Source organism: Amycolatopsis stemonae, from assembly GCF_054781455.1.
Genome location: NZ_BAAGUJ010000010.1, coordinates 69,750 through 87,747, shown reverse-complemented (window position 1 = coordinate 87,747; position 17,998 = coordinate 69,750). Strand labels below are relative to the sequence as shown.

The 17,998-nt window shown below is 72.1% G+C and carries 17 protein-coding genes; 8 read left to right on the top strand and 9 right to left on the bottom strand.

Annotation, left to right across the window (positions count from 1 at the left end):
- The first annotated feature begins 3 nt into the window (after positions 1-3).
- The 3 genes from ACYVLJ_RS32230 to ACYVLJ_RS32220 are packed head-to-tail and all read left to right on the top strand — an operon-like array spanning position 4 to position 3,822.
- Complete coding sequence (locus ACYVLJ_RS32230; protein WP_460441506.1) at positions 4-594, top strand: potassium-transporting ATPase subunit C; 591 nt, start codon at positions 4-6, stop codon at positions 592-594.
- Positions 542-3,127, top strand: coding sequence for a sensor histidine kinase (locus ACYVLJ_RS32225; protein WP_460441505.1), 2,586 nt, complete (start codon positions 542-544; stop codon positions 3,125-3,127). Before ACYVLJ_RS32230 ends, ACYVLJ_RS32225 begins: the two co-directional genes overlap by 53 nt.
- Positions 3,124-3,822, top strand: coding sequence for a response regulator (locus ACYVLJ_RS32220; protein WP_451974754.1), 699 nt, complete (start codon positions 3,124-3,126; stop codon positions 3,820-3,822). The genes ACYVLJ_RS32225 and ACYVLJ_RS32220 overlap by 4 nt, the downstream gene beginning before the upstream one ends.
- Positions 3,823-3,834: 12 nt before the next feature.
- Here ACYVLJ_RS32220 and ACYVLJ_RS32215 read toward each other — a convergent pair whose 3' ends face one another.
- The gene (locus ACYVLJ_RS32215; RefSeq protein ID WP_460441504.1) at positions 3,835-4,974 is read right to left on the bottom strand and encodes an acyl-CoA dehydrogenase family protein; all 1,140 of its coding nucleotides are present in this window, start codon (positions 4,972-4,974) and stop codon (positions 3,835-3,837) included.
- A gap of 65 nt (positions 4,975-5,039) precedes the next feature.
- On the opposite strand from ACYVLJ_RS32215, the gene ACYVLJ_RS32210 reads away from it, so the two are divergent.
- Positions 5,040-5,681 carry a TetR/AcrR family transcriptional regulator gene (locus tag ACYVLJ_RS32210; RefSeq protein WP_451974750.1) on the top strand — a complete coding sequence of 214 codons (642 nt, stop codon included), beginning with the start codon at positions 5,040-5,042 and terminating at the stop codon, positions 5,679-5,681.
- A 42-nt stretch (positions 5,682-5,723) separates the two neighbouring features.
- Here the strand turns inward: ACYVLJ_RS32210 and ACYVLJ_RS32205 are convergent, their stop codons facing one another.
- Entirely contained in the window at positions 5,724-6,365 is a 642-nt protein-coding gene (locus ACYVLJ_RS32205; protein WP_460441503.1) for a hypothetical protein, read from the bottom strand.
- A gap of 187 nt (positions 6,366-6,552) precedes the next feature.
- On the opposite strand from ACYVLJ_RS32205, the gene ACYVLJ_RS32200 reads away from it, so the two are divergent.
- Both ACYVLJ_RS32200 and smc read left to right on the top strand, forming a co-directional pair.
- Entirely contained in the window at positions 6,553-6,840 is a 288-nt protein-coding gene (locus ACYVLJ_RS32200; protein WP_451974746.1) for an acylphosphatase, read from the top strand.
- A 169-nt stretch (positions 6,841-7,009) separates the two neighbouring features.
- Positions 7,010-10,612, top strand: coding sequence for a coiled-coil domain-containing protein (gene smc, locus ACYVLJ_RS32195; protein WP_460441502.1), 3,603 nt, complete (start codon positions 7,010-7,012; stop codon positions 10,610-10,612).
- Between the two features lie 4 nt (positions 10,613-10,616).
- Here the strand turns inward: smc and ACYVLJ_RS32190 are convergent, their stop codons facing one another.
- The 4 genes from ACYVLJ_RS32190 to ACYVLJ_RS32175 form a co-directional block, all read right to left on the bottom strand.
- The gene (locus ACYVLJ_RS32190) at positions 10,617-10,841 is read right to left on the bottom strand and encodes a hypothetical protein (protein WP_460441501.1); all 225 of its coding nucleotides are present in this window, start codon (positions 10,839-10,841) and stop codon (positions 10,617-10,619) included.
- A 48-nt stretch (positions 10,842-10,889) separates the two neighbouring features.
- Complete coding sequence (locus tag ACYVLJ_RS32185; RefSeq protein ID WP_451974740.1) at positions 10,890-11,390, bottom strand: DUF3455 domain-containing protein; 501 nt, start codon at positions 11,388-11,390, stop codon at positions 10,890-10,892.
- Between the two features lie 84 nt (positions 11,391-11,474).
- Positions 11,475-13,037, bottom strand: coding sequence for a sodium:solute symporter (locus ACYVLJ_RS32180; protein ID WP_451974738.1), 1,563 nt, complete (start codon positions 13,035-13,037; stop codon positions 11,475-11,477).
- Positions 13,038-13,057: 20 nt separating this feature from the next.
- Complete coding sequence (locus ACYVLJ_RS32175) at positions 13,058-14,260, bottom strand: anhydro-N-acetylmuramic acid kinase (protein ID WP_460441500.1); 1,203 nt, start codon at positions 14,258-14,260, stop codon at positions 13,058-13,060.
- A gap of 140 nt (positions 14,261-14,400) precedes the next feature.
- On the opposite strand from ACYVLJ_RS32175, the gene ftsY reads away from it, so the two are divergent.
- Positions 14,401-15,666: a signal recognition particle-docking protein FtsY gene (gene ftsY, locus ACYVLJ_RS32170; RefSeq protein ID WP_451974734.1), complete on the top strand. Its 1,266-nt coding sequence runs from the start codon at positions 14,401-14,403 to the stop codon at positions 15,664-15,666.
- On the opposite strand, the gene ACYVLJ_RS32165 is transcribed toward ftsY, so the two are convergent.
- Positions 15,663-16,112, bottom strand: a complete 450-nt coding sequence (locus ACYVLJ_RS32165) for a hypothetical protein (RefSeq protein ID WP_451974732.1) — start codon at positions 16,110-16,112, stop codon at positions 15,663-15,665. The two genes, ftsY and ACYVLJ_RS32165, sit on opposite strands and share 4 nt — an antisense overlap.
- Before the next feature lie 147 nt (positions 16,113-16,259).
- On the opposite strand from ACYVLJ_RS32165, the gene ACYVLJ_RS32160 reads away from it, so the two are divergent.
- Positions 16,260-16,760 carry a GNAT family N-acetyltransferase gene (locus ACYVLJ_RS32160; RefSeq protein ID WP_451974730.1) on the top strand — a complete coding sequence of 167 codons (501 nt, stop codon included), beginning with the start codon at positions 16,260-16,262 and terminating at the stop codon, positions 16,758-16,760.
- A 1-nt stretch (position 16,761) separates the two neighbouring features.
- Here ACYVLJ_RS32160 and ACYVLJ_RS32155 read toward each other — a convergent pair whose 3' ends face one another.
- Positions 16,762-17,082, bottom strand: coding sequence for a hypothetical protein (locus tag ACYVLJ_RS32155; RefSeq protein ID WP_460441499.1), 321 nt, complete (start codon positions 17,080-17,082; stop codon positions 16,762-16,764).
- 73 nt (positions 17,083-17,155) lie between these two features.
- Entirely contained in the window at positions 17,156-17,932 is a 777-nt protein-coding gene (locus ACYVLJ_RS32150) for an IclR family transcriptional regulator (protein ID WP_451974726.1), read from the bottom strand.
- Positions 17,933-17,998: the final 66 nt, after the last annotated feature.

Below are 17,998 nucleotides of genomic sequence, written 5' to 3'. Positions count from 1 at the left end.
GAAGTGAACACTCTCGTCAAGCAGACCTGGGCCGGGCTGCGCGTCCTCGTCGTGCTGACCGTCCTGCTCGGCGTCCTCTACCCCCTGGCGGTGTGGGCCGTGGCCCGGATCCCGGGCCTGGAGGGCAACGCCGAAGGCTCGGTCGTCACGCAGAACGGCCAGGCGGTCGGGTCGTCGCTCATCGGCGTCGACCCGGTGCCCGCCAACCCGGCGAAGGACCCGTGGTTCCACAGCCGCCCGTCGGCGGTCACCCCCGAGATGCCGTCCGGCGCGTCCAACAAGGGCCCGTACGACGAGGGCCTGGTGAAAACCATCCAGGAGCGCCGGACCGCCATCGCCCAGCGCGAAGGCGTGTCACCCGACCAGGTGCCACCGGACGCCGTGACCGCCTCGGGCTCGGGTCTCGACCCGGCGATCAGCGTGGCCTACGCGGACCTCCAGATCGCCCGCGTGGCCCGCGTGACCGGCCTGCCGGCCGACCGCGTGCGCCAGTTGGTCGAGCAGAACACCTCCGGAGCGGGAATCGGCGTCCCCGGGGTGAATGTGCTCCAGCTCAACTTGGCCGTGCAAGCCGCGGCCGGAGGGGCACACTGACAGCGTGACCAGTGCAAAGAAGCCGCGCCGGGGGGAACTGCGGATCTACCTCGGCGCGGCTCCGGGCGTCGGCAAGACCTTCGCGATGCTCGGCGAGGCGCGGCGGCGGCTGGACCGCGGCACCGACGTCGTCGTCGGGCTGGTGGAGACCCACGGCCGTGAGAAGACGGCCGCGCTGCTGAACGGCCTCGAGACCGTCCCGCGGCGCCACGCCGAGCACCGCGGCCGCGCCTTCGACGAGATGGACGTCGACGCCGTGCTGGCCCGCGCGCCGGAGGTCGCCGTCGTCGACGAGCTCGCGCACACCAACGTGCCCGGCTCGCGCAACGCCAAGCGCTGGCAGGACGTCGAGGAGCTGCTCGAAGCCGGCATCGACGTGCTGTCGACGGTCAACGTGCAGCACCTGCAGAGCCTCAACGACGTCGTGGAGCGGATCACCGGCGTCACCCAGCAGGAGACGGTGCCGGACGAGGTCGTCCGCCGCGCCGAACAGCTCGAGCTCGTCGACATCACGCCCGAGGCCCTGCGGCGGCGGCTCGCGCACGGCAACGTCTACCCGGCCGAGCGGATCGACGCCGCCCTCGGCAACTACTTCCGCCCCGGCAACCTGACCGCGCTGCGCGAACTCGCCTTGTTGTGGGTGGCCGACCAGGTCGACGTGGCGCTGCAGCGCTACCGCGCCGAACAGCGCATCACCGACACGTGGGAGGCACGCGAACGCGTCGTCGTCTCCATCACCGGCGGCCCGGAGAGCGAGACGCTCATCCGCCGCGCCAGCCGGATCGCCACCCGCGCCGGCGCCGAGCTGCAGGTCGTCCACATCCTGCGCGGCGACGGCCTGTCGGGGCTCGGACCGGCCGCGATCGCCCGCTGCCGGACGCTCGCCGAAGAGGTCGGCGCGACCTTCCACACCGTCGTCGGCGACGACGTCCCGACCGCGCTGCTGGACTTCGCGCGCGGCGTCAACGCGACCCAGCTGGTCATCGGCACCTCACGGCGTTCGCGCGTGGCGCGGCTGTTCGACGAAGGCATCGGCGCCGGCGTCGTGCGGCACTCCGGGTCGATCGACGTCCACATGGTCACCCACTCCGAGGCCGGCGGGAAGCTGCGGGCCCGGCTGAGCGCGAGCCCGCTGGGCCTCTCGCGGCTGGTCGCGGGCTGGGTGCTCAGCGTCGTGCTGCCGGTCTTGGTCACCGCCATCGGCTTCTTCGTCCCGACCGGGCTCGACTTCGCCACCGACGTCATCTCCTACGTGCTGGCGACGGTCGTCGTGGCGCTGGTCGGCGGCCTCGGCCCGGCGCTGGTCGCCGCCGTGCTCGGCGCCGGGCTGCTCAACTTCTTCTTCACCCCGCCGCTCTACACGCTCAACGTGCACACCCCGCAGAACCTCGTGACGCTGATCGCGATGGTCGTGGTCGCGGTGCTCGTCGCGCTGGTCGTCGACCAGGCCGCGCGCCGGGCCACGCAGGCGGCGCGGGCACGGATGGAGGCGGCGCTGCTCGCCTCCTACGCCCGGACCGTGCTGACCGACCCGAACCCGATCGAGCGGCTGCTGCAGAAGGTGCGGGAGAACTTCGCCCTGACTTCGGTGACGCTGTTGGAGAAGCAGGACGGCGAGTGGCGCGCGGTGGCGACCGCGGGGGAGCACCCGTGCGCCGACCCGGACGAGGCCGACGTCGACATCGCCGTCACCGCCGACGTCCACCTGACCCTGCGCGGGCGGGCGCTGCCCGCGGCCGACCGGCGGGTGCTGGAAGCCGTGGCCGGGCAGGCGCTGCTCGCCCTGCGCCAGCAGCGGACGGCCGCCGCCGCGGCCCGCGCCGAGCGCAAGGCCGAGGCGACCGAGCTGCGCACGACGTTGCTCTCGGCGGTCGGGCACGACCTGCGCACGCCGCTGACGTCGATCAAGGCGTCGATCGGCAGCCTGCGCGCGCCCGATCTCGAACTGTCCGAAGAGGATACGGCCGAACTGGAAGAGGCGATCGAGCTGTCGGCCGACCGGCTGGCCGGGCTGATCGACAACCTGCTCGACTCGTCGCGGCTGGCCACCGGCGCGGTCAAGCCGCACCTGCGGCCCGTCGGCTACGACGAGGTCGTCGCGCACGCTCTGTCCACTGTAGACTCCTCCGGTGCGGTCGAGGTGGCGGTCGACGACCGGCTGCCGTCGGTGCTCGCCGACCCCGGCCTGCTGGAACGGGTGGTGGCGAACGTGCTGGACAACGCGATCCGCCACGGCGGGGGCGTGGTGTCCGCGCGGGCCAGCGCGCACTCGGGCCACGTCGAGCTGCGGATCGTCGACCACGGCAAGGGTCTGCGCAAGGGCGCGGCGGAGTCGGCGTTCGCGCCGTTCCAGCGCCTCGGCGGCGACCGGGACACGACGCCGGGCGTCGGGCTCGGGCTGTCGGTGGCGAAGGGGTTCACCGAGGCGATGGGCGGCACGATCCGCGCCGAGGACACCCCGGGCGGCGGGCTGACGGTCGTGGTCTCGCTGCCCGCATTCAGCGTCGAGTTCCAAGAGGAGGGGGTGCGATGAGCGACCCGGGCGCCACCGTGCTGGTGGTGGACGACGAGCCGCAGATCGTGCGGGCGCTGCGGATCAACCTGAACGCCCGCGGCTACAAGGTGATCACCGCGCACGACGGCACGGCGGCGTTGAAGGCGGTGGCCGAGACCAAACCGGACGTGGTCGTCCTGGACCTCGGCCTGCCGGACCTGGACGGCACGGAGGTGATCGCCGGCCTGCGCGGCTGGACGACGGTCCCGATCATCGTCCTGTCCGCGCGCGGCGACTCGGCGGACAAGGTCCAGGCGCTCGACGCGGGCGCGGACGACTACGTCACCAAGCCGTTCGGCATGGACGAGCTGCTGGCCCGCCTGCGCGCGGCGGTCCGCCGCTCGGCGGTGGCGGGCGCGGACGGCGCGGACGCGGTGGTGGAGACGTCGTCGTTCTCGGTCGACCTGGCGGCGAAGAGGGTCCGCCGCGCCGACGGCACCGAAGTCCACCTGACGAAGACGGAGTGGGGCGTGCTGGAGCTGCTGGTCCGCAATCGCGGCCGGCTGGTGGCGCAGAAGCAGTTGCTGCACGAGGTGTGGGGCCCGTCGTACGAGACGGAGTCCCACTACCTGCGCGTGTACCTGGCCCAGCTGCGGCGCAAGCTGGAGCCGGAGCCGTCCCGGCCCCGGCACCTGCTCACCGAACCCGGGATGGGCTACCGCTTCGAGGCCTAGCCGCGGCAGCCCCTAGAACCAGAAGGTCGGCTGGTCGATTCCGAAGCGCAGCTTGGCGTACCGCTTCGACGCCGCCGCGGAGAAGTAGATGTGCTGGGATGCCGCGTGGAGGTCGCGGAAGCAGCGCTGCATCGGCTGGTCCGCGTGCAGCGCGCCCGCGCCCGCGAAGCCGAACGCGATGTTCACCGCACTCAGCGAGGCGCGCATCGCCTGCTGCGTCGACAGCAGGAACTGCCCGCGCTGCCGCACGTCCGGCACGTCGCCCGCGCACGCCGTGTCCCACAGCGAGCCGAGGGCGTCGAAGACGAACGCGCGGGCCGAGCACAGCCGTCCTTCGGCGCGGGTCAGCGCGATCTGGACGTCGCCGTCCTTGGCGATCGGGCCCGGGCCCGGCGGGCGGATCTTCGCCGGCGCGAACGCGGTGAACTCGTCCAGCGCGCGCCGCGCGATGCCGAGCGGGACACCCGCCATCAGCGTGCCGATGAAGGTGAAGAACGGGAACCGCCACAACGGCCCGTCGTGGCGCGCCGGGGTCGTGAACGGCGAGATCGTGTGCTCCGCCCGTACGACGGCCTCGATCTCGACGTCGTGGCTGCCCGTGCCGCGCAGGCCGCTGACGTCCCAGTTGCCGACCACCCGCACCCCGGCGGCCGGGACGACGGCCAGCCGCCAGTCGCGCGGGTCGCCGTCGGCGAAGGCGCCGTTGAAGAACAGGTCGGCGTGCGGGCTGCCGCTGCAGAACGCCCAGCGCCCGGCGAGCCCGAACTTGCCGGTGCCGTCCGAGGTGAGCCGGCCCGTCGGCGCGAAGACCCCGCCGCCGACCGGGTCCGGGACGCCGGTCAGCAGGTCCGTCGCGACGGCCGGGTCGAGCCAGGCGAGGAACGCCGACCCGTTGCCGATCGTGATCGTCCAGCCCGCGGAGCCGTCCGCGCGCGAAAGTTCTTCGATCACCTCGACGAGCGTGGCGGGCGGCAGTTCCTGCCCGCCGAGCGCCCTGGGCGTCGCGAGGCGGAAGAGCCCGGCTTCCCGCGCTCTTTCGACCAGGTCGCGCGGCAGCGTCCGCAGCTGTTCGGCTTCGACCGCGCGCGCACTCAGCTCGGGTGCGAGCTCCCGCGCGGCGGTCACGGCGTCGGTGGTGGCTTGTCCCATCATGGTCAACGCCCCCTCAGGGTGTCATGATAGATGGACGTCTATTCGATAGAGGAGTCTCTACTTAAATGGCCGAGCCTGTCAAGCGCCGATACGACACGTCGCGGCGTCAGGAGCAGGCGCGCGAGAACCGCCGCCGGATCCTGACGGCGGCGTCCGGGCTCTTCCGGGAGAAGGGCTACGCGGGCACGGCGATGCCCGAGGTGGCGAAGGAGGCGGGCGTCGCGGTGCAGACGGTCTACAAGGCCTTCGCCAACAAGGCGACCCTGCTCAAGGCCGTCTTCGACATCACGGTGGCGGGCGACGACGAGGACGTCCCCATCGCCGGCCGCGACTTCATCGCGGCGATCCAGGCCGAGCCGGACGCCGCCCGGAAGATCGAGATGTACCTCGAGCACCTGGTCACCGTGGTCCCGGCCGTGACCCCGGTGCAGCTGCTGGCCCGCGACGCGGCCGCCGCCGACCCCGCCGCCGCCGAGGTGTGGGCGCAGATGCGGCAGGAGATGCTGACGGCGATGACGTACTTCTCGGCCGACCTGATGGCCACCGGCCAGGTCCGCGCCGGGCTCTCGGCCGACGACGTCCGCGACATCCTGTGGACCTACCACGGCCCGGAGCAGTACGAGCTGCTGTGCCTGGAGCGCGGCTGGCCGCCGGAGCGCTACGGGCGGTTCCTGCGCGACGCGATCATCGCCGCCGTCCTGGTCTAGACACGCCGAAGGCCACCGCCGCGGCGGTGGCCTTCGGGGAGCTCACTGGGCGTGCGTGGGGCCCGCGGTCGAGGCGGTGGCGCCCCCGGAGGCGGACGTGCCCGTCGTGGTCGGCGACGGCGAACCCGCGGTGCTCGTCCCGCCGCCGCTCGGCGGGGTCGAGGTCGGCGCGGGCGACGTCGTCGGGTCGGGCGACGAGGTCGGCGGCGTCGTCGTCTTGGTCGTCGTCGGCGGCGGCTTCTGCGACGAGGGCGGCGGCGAGTTCGGCGGCGGGTTGCCCGTGTCGTCGCGGGGCGGGGGCGGCGGCTGGGTGACGAGGGTGGTCGTCGTCTTGCCGTCCGGGCTGACCGACACCACCGTGGTCGGCACGCTCGACGGCGTCGTGGCCGGTGCGCTCGTCGGGATGCCGCCCAGCGTCGACGGGGTGGCCGACGACGGGGTGTTCGACACCGTCTGCAGACCGCCGAGGGAGGTGCCCTGGCCACCGGTGCCGCCGGTGCCGCCCGCGGTGCCGGCGATGTCCGGGCCGGCCAGCTCCGCGACCGCGGCGAACGCGGTCGCGACCACCAGTCCGGCCACCCCGAGCACGACGTACCCGGTGCGGTTCGGTTTGCTGCTCTTCGGCGGTGCGGTGTCGATCCTGGTCACGGGGGAGTTCGAGGCGGACCCGTCGGGGCGGGGCATTGCAGGCTCCTCGGGGGTTCGGGAAAGCGCGGGGTGAGGCCGTGAATCGATCACTGCCTTCCCGGGTGGGGGAACCCCGGGAGGACGACCTCGGCGCGGAGGTTATCACCGTCGGTGCCCCATTCGCCCAGGTAGTGGGCCTGTGCGATCACTGTGCGCAGTCGATCTGTCCGGAAAGGATGAAAGCGTGAGTGAGGAACAAACGAACACCCGGTTGACAGCGTGGGTGCGCGGACGCGTCCAGGGCGTCGGTTTCCGCTGGTGGACCCGGAGTCGGGCGCTCGAGCTCGGGTTGGTCGGCAGTGCCCGCAACATGCCTGATGGGCGTGTCGAGGTCATAGCGGAGGGTGATCGAAACCACTGTGAGCGGTTGCTGACCGCCCTGCGGTCCGGAGAATCACCCGGAAGTGTGGAGAACGTCGTCGAGCGCTGGTCCGACCCGAAAGGGGGACTCAGCGGGTTCGTCGAGCGGTAGCGGACGCCTTGGTACATCCGGGGCCGGTGTGGTTCGTGAGGTTGCTGGGACCGTCCGGCCTGTGCTAAGGCGCGCCGATGAGGGGGCGCGTCCGGCGGTCCCCGGAGACCCCCAGGTAGCCTGGGACGATTGAAACGCCAGTAATCGCGGCCGGAGGGGTCAGCACCCAGTGCACCTGAAAAGCTTGACGCTGAAGGGCTTCAAGTCCTTCGCCTCGGCCACCACGCTGCGCTTCGAACCGGGCATCACCTGCGTGGTCGGGCCGAACGGCTCGGGCAAGTCCAACGTGCTGGACGCGCTGCGCTGGGTCATGGGCACCCAGGGCGCGAAGGACCTGCGCGGCGGCAAGATGGAAGACGTCATCTTCGCCGGCACCGCGGGCCGCGCGCCGCTCGGCCGCGCCGAGGTCACCCTCACCATCGACAACGCCGACGGCGCCCTCCCCATCGAGTACGCCGAGGTGTCGATCACCCGCCGGATGTTCCGCGACGGCGCCAGCGAGTACGAGATCAACGGCGACCGCTGCCGCCTGATGGACGTCCAGGAACTGCTCTCGGACTCCGGCATCGGCCGCGAGATGCACGTCATCGTCGGGCAGGGCCAGCTCTCCGCGATCCTCGAGTCCAAGCCCGAGGAGCGCCGCGCCTTCATCGAAGAGGCCGCCGGCGTCCTCAAGCACCGCAAGCGCAAGGAACAGACCCTGCGCAAGCTGGCCAACATGCAGGGCAACCTCGACCGCCTCGGCGACCTCACCACCGAGTTGCGGCGCCAGCTCAAGCCGCTGGGCAAGCAGGCCGAGATCGCCCGCAAGGCCCAGTCCGTGCAGTCCGAACTGCGCGACGCCCGCCTCCGCCTGCACGCCGACGACCTCGTCACCCAGCGGGACGCCATCGCGCGCGAAGAGGCCGACGAGAAGACGGCCCGCGCCCGCCGCGCCGAGGTCGAGCAGACCCTCGAGGTCGTCGCCGCCGAGGAAGCCGAGCTGGAGTCCTCGCTGGCCGAGGACGCGCCGCTGCTGCAGACGGCCCAGGAGACCTGGTACAAGCTTTCGGCCCTGGCCGAGCGCCTGCGCGGCACCGTCCGGCTCGCGATCGAGCGGCAGCGCCACCTCTCGGCCGACGTTTCGACGTCGACCGGCGGCCGCGACCCCGAAGAGCTGCTCGAAGAAGCCGAGCGCGTCGCGGAGCAGGAAGAGGAGCTCAACGAGGCCGTCATGGAGGCCCGGGAGCTGCTGGCCCAGACCGTGCTGCGGCGCGAAGACCTCGAACAGCGCGTCCAGGCCGCCGAACGCGCGCACTGGGCCGCCGTCCGCGCCATCGCCGACCGCCGCGAGGGCATGGCCAAGCTGACCGGCCAGGTCGAGGCGCTGCGCAGCAAGAACGGCGCGACCTCCGACGAGATCGACCGCCTCAGCGTCTCCCTCGAAGAGGCCGCCGAGCGCGCCGAGATCGCCGTCGAAGAGCTGGAAATGGCCAAGGCCGAAGGTGGCGTCGAGGAGTCCGACGACGCCGGCCTGATGGACCGCCACGACCGCGCGGTCGAGGCCAACAACGCGGCCAAGGCGCGCGTCGAAGAGCTGGTCAAGGCCGAGCGCGCCGCCGAGCGCGAGATCGCGTCGGAGAAGGCGCGCGTCGAGGCGCTGTCCATCGGGCTCAAGCGCAAGGACGGCGCGGGCGCACTGCTCGGCGCGTCCCACGAGCTGCCGGGCCTGCTCGGCTCGGTCGCCGCGCTGCTGACCGTCGAGCCGGGGTATGAGGTGGCACTGGCCGCGGCCCTCGGCCCGGTCGCCGACGCGGTCGCCGTCACCGGCGGCGAAGACGCCCTGCGCGCCCTGAAGTACTTGAAGGACACCGACTCCGGCCGCGCGGGCATCCTGCTCGGCGGGCCCGAGTCCACTGTGGACACCTACGCGTGGCCGTCGCTGCCGGACGGCGCGCGCTGGGCGCGTGAGGTCGTCACGGCGCCCGCGCAGCTGCGGCCCGCCGTCGAGCAGGCCCTCGACAGGCTGGCCGTCGTCCGCGACCTCGAAGCGGCGCGCCACCTGGTCGCGGTGCACCCGGAGGTCCGCGCGGTCACGGCCGAAGGCGACGTCTTCGGCGCCCGCTGGGCGATCGGCGGCTCGGGCAAGCGCGAGAGCGTCATCGAGGTCCAGGCCGCCGTCGACGAGGCGGGGGAGCGGCTGCGCACGGCCGAACGCTCGCTGGAGCGCTACACGGCCGAGCTGGAAGGTGCCCGCGCCGAGCAGCAGGCGCGCCGTGAAGAGGTGTCGCAGGCCAAGGACGCCCTCGGCGAGGCGAAGGTCCGCAAGGCCCGGTCGTCGGAGCGGCTCAACCGGCTGCAGCAGGCGGCCCGACAGGCCCAGGCCGAGGTCGAGCGCTTCACCGGCCAGCGCGCGAAGGTCGAGCAGAGCCGTGAACAGGCCCTGGCCCAGCTCGCCGAGCTGGAGGAACGGCTCGCCGCCGTCGCCGAGCAGCCGGTCGAGGACGACCCGGACACCGCCGAGCGCGACGCCGCCGCCGAAGAGCTGGCCGTCGTCCGGCAGGAGGAGATGGAGGCGCGGCTCGCGCAGCGCACCGCCGAGGAGCGGGCGCGCAGCATCGCGGGCAAGGCCGAGGGGCTTCGCCGCGCCGCGCACGCCGAACAGCAGGCCCGTGAACGCGCCGAGCGCGCCGCCGCGGCCCGCAAGCGCGGCGCCGAGATCGCGAACGCCGTCGTCAACGGCGGCGAGATCGCGCTCGAACGCATCGAGCAGTCGGTGCAGCGCGCGGCCGCCGAGCGCGACCAGGTCCAGGCCCGCCGCCAGAGCCGTGAGGCCGCGCTGACCGGCGTCCGCGCGAAGGTCCGCGAACTGACCGGCGAGCTGGAAAAGCTGACCGACGCCGTCCACCGCGACGAGGTCCTGCGGGCCGAGCAGCGGCTGCGCCTGGAGACCCTCGAAGCGAAGATCGCCGAGGACTTCGGCATCGGCCTGACCGACCTGGTCCAGGAGTACGGCCCGGACGTCCCGGTCCCGCCGAGCGCGGGCGAGATGGCCGAGTACGAGGCGGCGAAGGACCGCGGCGAGGACGTCACCCCGCCGCCGCCCATGCCGTACGACCGCGACACCCAGGCCCGCCGCGCCAAGCGCGCCGAGAAGGACTTGTCCTTGCTGGGCAAGGTGAACCCGCTGGCGCTCGAGGAGTTCGCGGCCCTGGAGGAACGGTACAAGTTCCTCTCGACGCAGCTGGAAGACCTCAAGGACACCCGCAAGGACCTCGAAGCCGTCATCAAGCAGGTCGACGAGAAGATCCTCGAGGTCTTCGCCGGCGCCTACGCGGACGTGGCCCGCGAGTTCGAGACGGTTTTCGGCGTCCTCTTCCCAGGCGGCGAAGGCCGGATGGTCCTCACCGAGCCGGACGACCTGCTCTCGACGGGTGTCGACGTCGAGGCGCGCCCGCCGGGCAAGAAGGTCAAGCGGCTTTCGCTGCTGTCGGGTGGCGAGAAGTCGCTGGTCGCGGTCGGCATGCTGGTCGCGATCTTCCGCGCCCGGCCCTCACCCTTCTACGTCATGGACGAGGTCGAGGCCGCGTTGGACGACACCAACATGCGCCGGCTCATCGGGCTGCTGGAGCAGCTGCGGGACTCGTCCCAGCTGATCATCATCACCCACCAGAAGCCGACCATGGAGATCGCCGACGCGCTCTACGGCGTGAGCATGCAGGGCGACGGCATCACGAAGGTGATCTCGCAGCGCCTGCGCACGGCCGAGGAGGAGCCGGTCCCGGCCGGCTGAGGCGTCACATCTCGTCTTCCCGCGGTGCGCGGCGGTCTTCGCCCCGCACGCGTGGTTCGTAGTGCCTGAGGTCGTTGCCGACGCCGCCCGCGTCGCCGATGGTCGGACGCCGCCCGCCCGGGCGGAGCATGCCGTGCTTGACGCCGCGCTTGCGGTCGAGCCGGTCCATGACCAGGGCGATGACGAGCAGGGCGGCGAGCACCCCGCCGATCCCGATGAAGAACCCCATGTGATCCCCCTCCCGCGCCCAGGCTACGGGAGGGGGCCGCACATCCGCTTATCCGGCGACCCAGAAGGCGTAGTCGGCCGAGTAGCGCACCGCGGTCTGCGCGCCGTCGGTGCAGGTCCCGGCCGGTGCCACCCCGCCTCGCGTGTTCAGCCGCTGGACGTAGGTCACCTTGCCGAAGATCCCGTCACCGGTGTTCAGGTTCGCCTTGAGCAGCAGCTCCGGGATCGCGCCCGCCCGCGGCGCGTTGGCCACCGCGGCCGCCCCGACCGTGCTGCCGTCCACGATGGACGTCCAAACCGGACCCTTGCTGTGCAGAGCCACCGGCCTGCCGTGTTTCGACAGCACCGCGGCGGGCTGGAGCAGCGTCCAGGCACCCGCGGTGCAGCCGTAGATCTGCACGCCTTCGGCCGGGTAGCTCGCCAGCGCCACGTTGCCCGCCGGCACCTTGATCGCGTCCGGCACCTTCGGGCCCGCCGGGCTGGCCGAAGCCGTCGCCGCGCCGCCGAGGACCAGGGCGCCGACCGCGAGCGCCACCGTCATCCGTTTCATGAACCCACCTTCGATCCTTCCCGCCGCTTCCCGGCGGGCACCCGATCACCGACACGGGCGCCCGCCGGAAACGGTTCAGAAGGATCAGGCGGTGGTGACCTCTTCGGCCTCACCGGCTTCGGCCTCGGCCGCCTTCGGGTCCGGCGTCCGGTGCCGCAGCGCCAGCAGCCCGCCCACGACCAGCGTGATCACCACGCCCAGCAGCGTGTACCACGGGTAGGCCAGCGCGACCTTGTCCCCGGCGGCCTTGCTGAAGTCGACACCGATCAGGTCGCCGGTCTTCGCGCTGAACTTCACGCCGAGGATGACGAACGCCATCACGACGACCGTCGCCACGAACGCGATGATCGCGTCCACCTGCCGGGCCTTCTTGATCAGCAGGCCGAGCACGAACGCGCCGAGCAGCGCGCCGTAGGTGTACCCGGTGATGGCGAGACCCAGCTCGATGACCGAGTTCTTCGTGGTGGAGAACAGCGACGCGAACACCGCGAAGACGACCGCCCAGATCAGTGTCCACATGCGACCGTGCTTGAGCAGCTTCGAATCCTCCGGCGACCGCTTGGTGAAGCGCTGGTAGAGGTCGGCCACGGTGGACGTCGAGAGGGCGTTGAGCGCCGAGGCCAGCGCGCCCATGGTCGAGGCGAGCACACCCGCGATGAGCAGGCCCGACACCCCGACCGGCAGGTCGTCGATGATGAACCGCGAGAACACGTCGTCCGGGCTCTGCAGACCGAGCTGCGCCACCGACTTGCGGCCGTCGAACACCCACAGCATGGCCCCGACCAGCAGGAACAGCGCGAACTGGATGGTCACGATGATGCCGCTGCCGATGAGCGCCTTCTGGCCGTCGCGCAGGCTGCGGGTGGCCATCAGCCGCTGCGCGATCAGCTGGTCGGCACCGTGCGACGCCATCGAGAGCGCCGCGCCGCCGAGCACCGCCGTCACGAACGCGTACGGGCTGGTCAGCAGGTTCTTCGTGAAGTCGACGAGCATGAACTTGCCGTCCGCGGACGCCTGCGAAGCCCAGTCGCCGGGCAGCTTGTTCAGCAGCACGATCGCGGCGACCGCCGCGCCGCCCAGGTACAGCGTCAGCTGGATGACGTCGACCCAGACGACCGCCTTGATCCCGCCGATGTAGGCGTAGACCAGCGTCAGCGCGGTCAGGATCACCACGATCACCCAGTAGTCCAGGTGGATGTTGTAGTGCCCGAGGATCACCTTGATCGGGATCGCGCCGGCGAACAGGCGCACGCCCTCGGCGAGCAGCCGCGTGATCACGAACGTCACCGACGCGGTGCCCTGCAGGCCCGGCCCGAACCGCTTGCCCAGGAACGCGTACGCGCTCACGAGGTTGCCCTTGAAGTACCGCGGCAGCAGCACGAACGCGGCGATGGTCCGGCCGATGATGTAGCCGAAAGCCAGCTGCAGGAACAGGAACGCGTTGCCGAAGACCAGCCCCGGCGTGCTGATCACGGTGAGCGTCGAGGTCTCCGTGGCCACCACGGACAACATCACCGCGCCCCACGGGAGGCTGCGCTCGCCGACGAAGTAGTCGGCCGCCGACCGTTGCTTCCGGCCGACGAGCACGCCTATCAGCGGCATCGCCGCCAGGTAGACCACGATGATGGCGAGGTCAACACCGCGCATGGACTTCTCCTACTGTCATGTCATCCGGCCTTCTCCGCGATTCGCAACCGCGTCACGGTGCCCCCCAGCGGGGCGGGAAGGATCAGGGGACCGGCGCCCGGGACGAGCGCGCCGAGCAGGCGCGGCCCGCGGGCGCCCGTCGCCGACGGCACCGTACCGGGCACGCCGCACCAGGTCAGCCAGCCGAGCAGCGCGGTCAGGTACGCCTCCTTGCCGGCGCCGGGCAGGCCGAGGTCGTCGCTGGTCTTGAGCACGGCTTCCGGGAGGTTGCGCGCCAGCGCCGCCATCAGCGCCGGGTTCGCGACGCCCCCGCCGGACGCGATGACCGTCGTGACGCCGTGGCGGAGGCACTGGTCGGCGACGGTCACCGCGGTGAACTCGGTCAGCGTCGCCAGCAGGTCGCCGGGATCGATCGGCTGGAGCCCGTCGAGGGCGGCGTCGAGGTAGGGCCCGTTGAAGTGCTCCTTGCCGGTGGACTTCGGTGGCGCGGCGGCGAAGTACGGGTCCGCGAGCAGCCGCAGGAGCAGGTCGGAGCGCACCGACCCGCCGAGCGCGAGCCGTCCGTCGACGTCGCTGCGCCGCCCGGTGACGCGGTGGGCCGCGAGGTCGAGCAGCGCGTTGGCCGGGCCGGTGTCGTAGGCGATCGCCGGTTCGCCGTCGGCGACGACCGTGATGTTCGCGATGCCGCCGAGGTTGAGCGCGGCCACCGTCCGGCCGGTGTCTTCGGCGAGACCGCGCAGCCACAGCTGGTCGAGCGTGCCGGCCAGGGGAGCGCCGTGGCCGCCCGCGGCGACGTCGCGGACGCGCAGGTCGGCCACCACCGGCAGCCCGGTGCGCTCGGCGATCCACGCGGGCTGGCCGAGCTGGAGGGTGCCGCGGACCTCGCCGCCCTCGACCCAGTGGAACACCGTCTGGCCCAGCGACGCGACGAGGTCCGCGCCGCCCAGCTCTTCGGCGCCGCGCGCGGCCGCGCCGGCGAACGCCTGGCCGACGCCGGTGTCGAGCCGCGTCAGCTCGCCGGCGGTGCACGGGTTCGGCGGCAGCGCGGCGAGCAGGCCCTCGCGCAGGGGTTCGGGGTAGGGGATTTCGAGCTCGCCCAGCGGCGTCAGGACGACCGTGCCGTCCTCGGCGTGCAGGTCGGCCGCGGCGACGTCGATGCCGTCGACCGACGTGCCCGAAAGCAACCCGATCACCCGGAATCCGTGACTCGCGCTTTTCCCCATCCGGTGGGGTTTAGTGCAGCCCCCGGGGTGGCGCAACCCCGCGTGGTGAAGTCTTGTCCCGATCGGGACCAAGGTCGTGATGAATTGCCTGTGCGGACGGGGTGTCCGGGCCCGGCGGACGCGGATGAAAGGATGGGCGGGTGTCGAGCACCTGGTTCCTGTTCGTAGTCGTCGCCGTCGTCGTGCTGGTCGCCCTCCTGGTGACCGGCCTGCTGGTCGCGCGCAAGCGCCGGATCAGCCTGGACGCCCAGCGCGAGGTCGAGGAGAAACCGAAGGGCGGCTCGTACGCGGCCAGCGGGGGCATCGCGCTCGCGCCCGGCGGCACCGAGGTCGAGCACCCCGTCGAGGACCGGCCGGAGACCGACGGCCAGCCCGCGGTGGGCGACGACGCCGCCGTGCCGCGCGACTCGCCGCAGCGCACGGTCAAGGACGTCAAGCTGCCCGACGAGCCGGCTCCCGTCGTCGAGGAGATCGAGCCCGCGACCGGCCGCATGGAGCGGCTGCGCGGCCGGCTGTCGAAGTCGCGCTCGGTGTTCGGGACCAGCCTGCTCGGCCTGCTCGGCGCCGGCGACCTGGACGAGGACTCCTGGCAGGACGTCGAGGACACGCTCCTGATGGCGGACCTGGGCGCGGCGACCACGACCCAGATCGTCGACCGGCTGCGCGACGAGCTCTCCCGGCGCGCGGTGCGGTCATCGGCCGAGGCGCGCGAGGTGCTGCACGAGGTCCTGACGGCGCAGCTGTCAACCGACTCGGAGCGTTCGGTGCGGGCCCTGCCGCACATCGTGGACGGCAAGAAACAGCCCGCGGTGGTGCTGGTGGCGGGCGTAAACGGCACGGGCAAGACGACCACGACGGGCAAGCTCGCGCGGGTCCTGGTGGCCCAGGACAAGTCGGTGGTGCTGGGCGCGGCGGACACGTTCCGCGCGGCGGCGGCCGACCAGCTGCAGACGTGGGCCGAGCGCGTGGGCGCGGAGGTCGTCCGCGGCAAGGAAGGCGCGGACCCGGCGGCGGTGGCGTTCGACGCGGTCAAGCGCGGCGTGGACACGGGCGTCGACGCGGTCCTGGTCGACACGGCGGGCCGGCTCCACACGAAGACGGGCCTGATGGACGAGCTGGGCAAGGTCAAGCGCGTCGTGGAGAAGCAGGCGAAGGTCGACGAGGTCCTGCTGGTCCTCGACGCGACGACGGGCCAGAACGGCCTGATGCAGGCGCGGGTGTTCGCCGAGGTCATCGACGTGACGGGGATCGTCCTGACCAAGCTGGACGGCACGGCCAAGGGCGGGATCGTGTTCCAGGTCCAGCGCGAGCTGGGCGTGCCGGTGAAGCTCGTCGGGCTCGGCGAGGGCCCGGACGACCTGGCGCCCTTCGAGCCGGGCGCCTTCGTGGACGCCCTGCTCGGCTAGAGCCGGAAGAGCGGCGTCCCGTCCGTCTTCCGCAGGCCCAGCTGGAAGATCACCTGCGCCGACGGGCGCTGGGCCGGGATGACCAGCGGGCACGTCCGCCGGGCCCCGACCGCGAGCTTGGACCAGCCGATCCCGTCGAGGGTGCGGCGCGCCGGGTCGACGACCATCGCCGCCCCGAAGTAGCGGCCGCCCGGCATCGTGATGCGGGCCGTGTGCCCGAGGACCACCGAAAACGCCGTGCCGGTGCGGCTGTCCTCCTCCTGCAGCGTGAGGATCACCGGCGTGCGGACCTTCGCCGCCGAGTGGTGGCGGACGGTGATCTCGACCGTCCCCGCGGCCGTCTTGGGCGGGTGCGGCCACACCGCCGGGGACGGCAGGCCGTCGAGCGCCCGGTCGACGAGCCGGTCCACGTGCGCGGCGGCGAGCCAGGTCAGCTGCGGTTCCATCGAGGGCTCCCTCCGGCGGAATCCAGGTGACGAGCCGGGCCCGGCGGCGCAGAATCCGGGTATGCCCGGTTGACGCACTTCCGCTCGTGCCCCTCCTCGTAGCAGACGCCCCGAAGCCGTCGTCCGCTACAAGAGTGAGGAACCATCATGACTGCCATCACCGGCGAACGGGTGCGGCTGCGCCCGATCGTCGCAACGGACCGCGCCCGCGTCCGGGAGATCCTGGCCACGCCGGAGGTCGCCCGCTGGTGGGGCGACCCGGACCGCGAAACCGAAGGCCTGTACGTCGCCGAAGAGGGCTACACGGTCTACGTCATCGAGTTCGACGGCGAAGTCGTCGGCCTGATCCAGAGCTGCGAGGAGCTGGACCCGCAGTACCGCCACGCGGGCATCGACATCTCGGTCCACCCGCACTTCCACGGCCGCGGCCTGGGCACGGACGCGGTCCGCACCCTGGCCCGCCACCTGCTCGACCAGGGCCACCACCGTCTGACGATCGACCCGGCGGCATCCAACGAGACGGCGATCCGGGTGTACACGAAGGTGGGTTTCCGCCCGGTGGGCCGGCTGCGCGACTACGAGCGCGCCCCGGACGGCACCTGGCGCGACGGCCTGCTGATGGACCTGCTGAAGGGGGAGCTGACCTGAGTCAGTCCTTGTCGACGACCTGCTGGAGGAGCTGGGAGATCCGGTCCGTGCTGACGTTGATCTTGGTGAAGCCGCTGTCGACTTTGGTTTCCAGCTGGTCGAACCTGGCGTCGAGGCCGTCGAGACGCTGCCCGTGCTCGATCTGCGTTTCGCGCAGGGCGTTCAGCACTTTGACCTGGGCGTAGAAGAGCTGCTTGAACTCGGAGACATCGCGGTCCGCCGCGCCGGCGAGCACGCGAGCCGCGGTGGCGTCCTCGCGGGACTGGCGCACCTGCTCCTCCAACGCGGTCACGCGGGCTTCGAGATCTTCGAGGCTGGCCATGTCGCGTACTTTACCGGCGGCCTCGGAGCCCTCAGCATCGGGGTTACGTTCAGTCACGAGATATCACCTAGGGTCACACTGATAGGGGTGCCTGGGAAAGGCTCGCACCCAGGGCCTCCGCCACCCGCTGCACCGCCGGGGCGATGTGCGACACCGCCTCGGCGGTCAGCCGCCCTGACGGCCCCGACACCGAAACCGCCGCCGGGACCGGCGCGCCCGGCACCGCCACCGCGACGCATCGCACGCCCAGCTCCTGCTCGGCCTCGTCCAGCGCGTACCCCTGCGAAGCGATCCGCGAAAGCTCCACGGCCAGTGCGTCCGCGTCGGTGAACGTGTGCTCGGTGTACGCGGGCATGCCCGTCCGGGAAAGCAGCTCGCGGACGTCGTCCGCCGGCAGGTGGGCCAGCATCGCCTTGCCCACGCCGGTGCCGTGCGGCAGCAGGCGGCGGCCGACCTCGGTGAACATGCGCATCGAGTGCTTCGAGGGGACCTGGGCCACGTACACGACCTCGTCGCGCTCCAGGACCGCCAGGTTGGCCGTCTCGCCGACCTCGTCGACCAGCTCCGCCAGCAGTGGCCGCGCCCAGGCGCCGAACTGCATGCTCGCGTTCTCGCCCAGCCGGATGAGCCGGGCGCCCAGTGCGTAGCGGCGGTTGGTGTTCTGCCGGACGTACCCCAGGTCGACCAGGGTGCGGATGAGCCGGTGGATCGTCGGCATCGGCAGCCCGGACAGCGTCGCCAGCTCGGACAGGCTGGCTTCACCGCCGGTGTCCGCGAGGTGTTCCAGCAGCTCGAAGGCGCGCTGCAGGGACTGGACGCCACCGTCGCGCCCGTTCTTCTCCGCTGCCACCGGTGGTCCTCCTTACGTCGGCGTTGAGGTTCCGCTATGCAGAAACTATAGTCCGGCTGGTAGAAA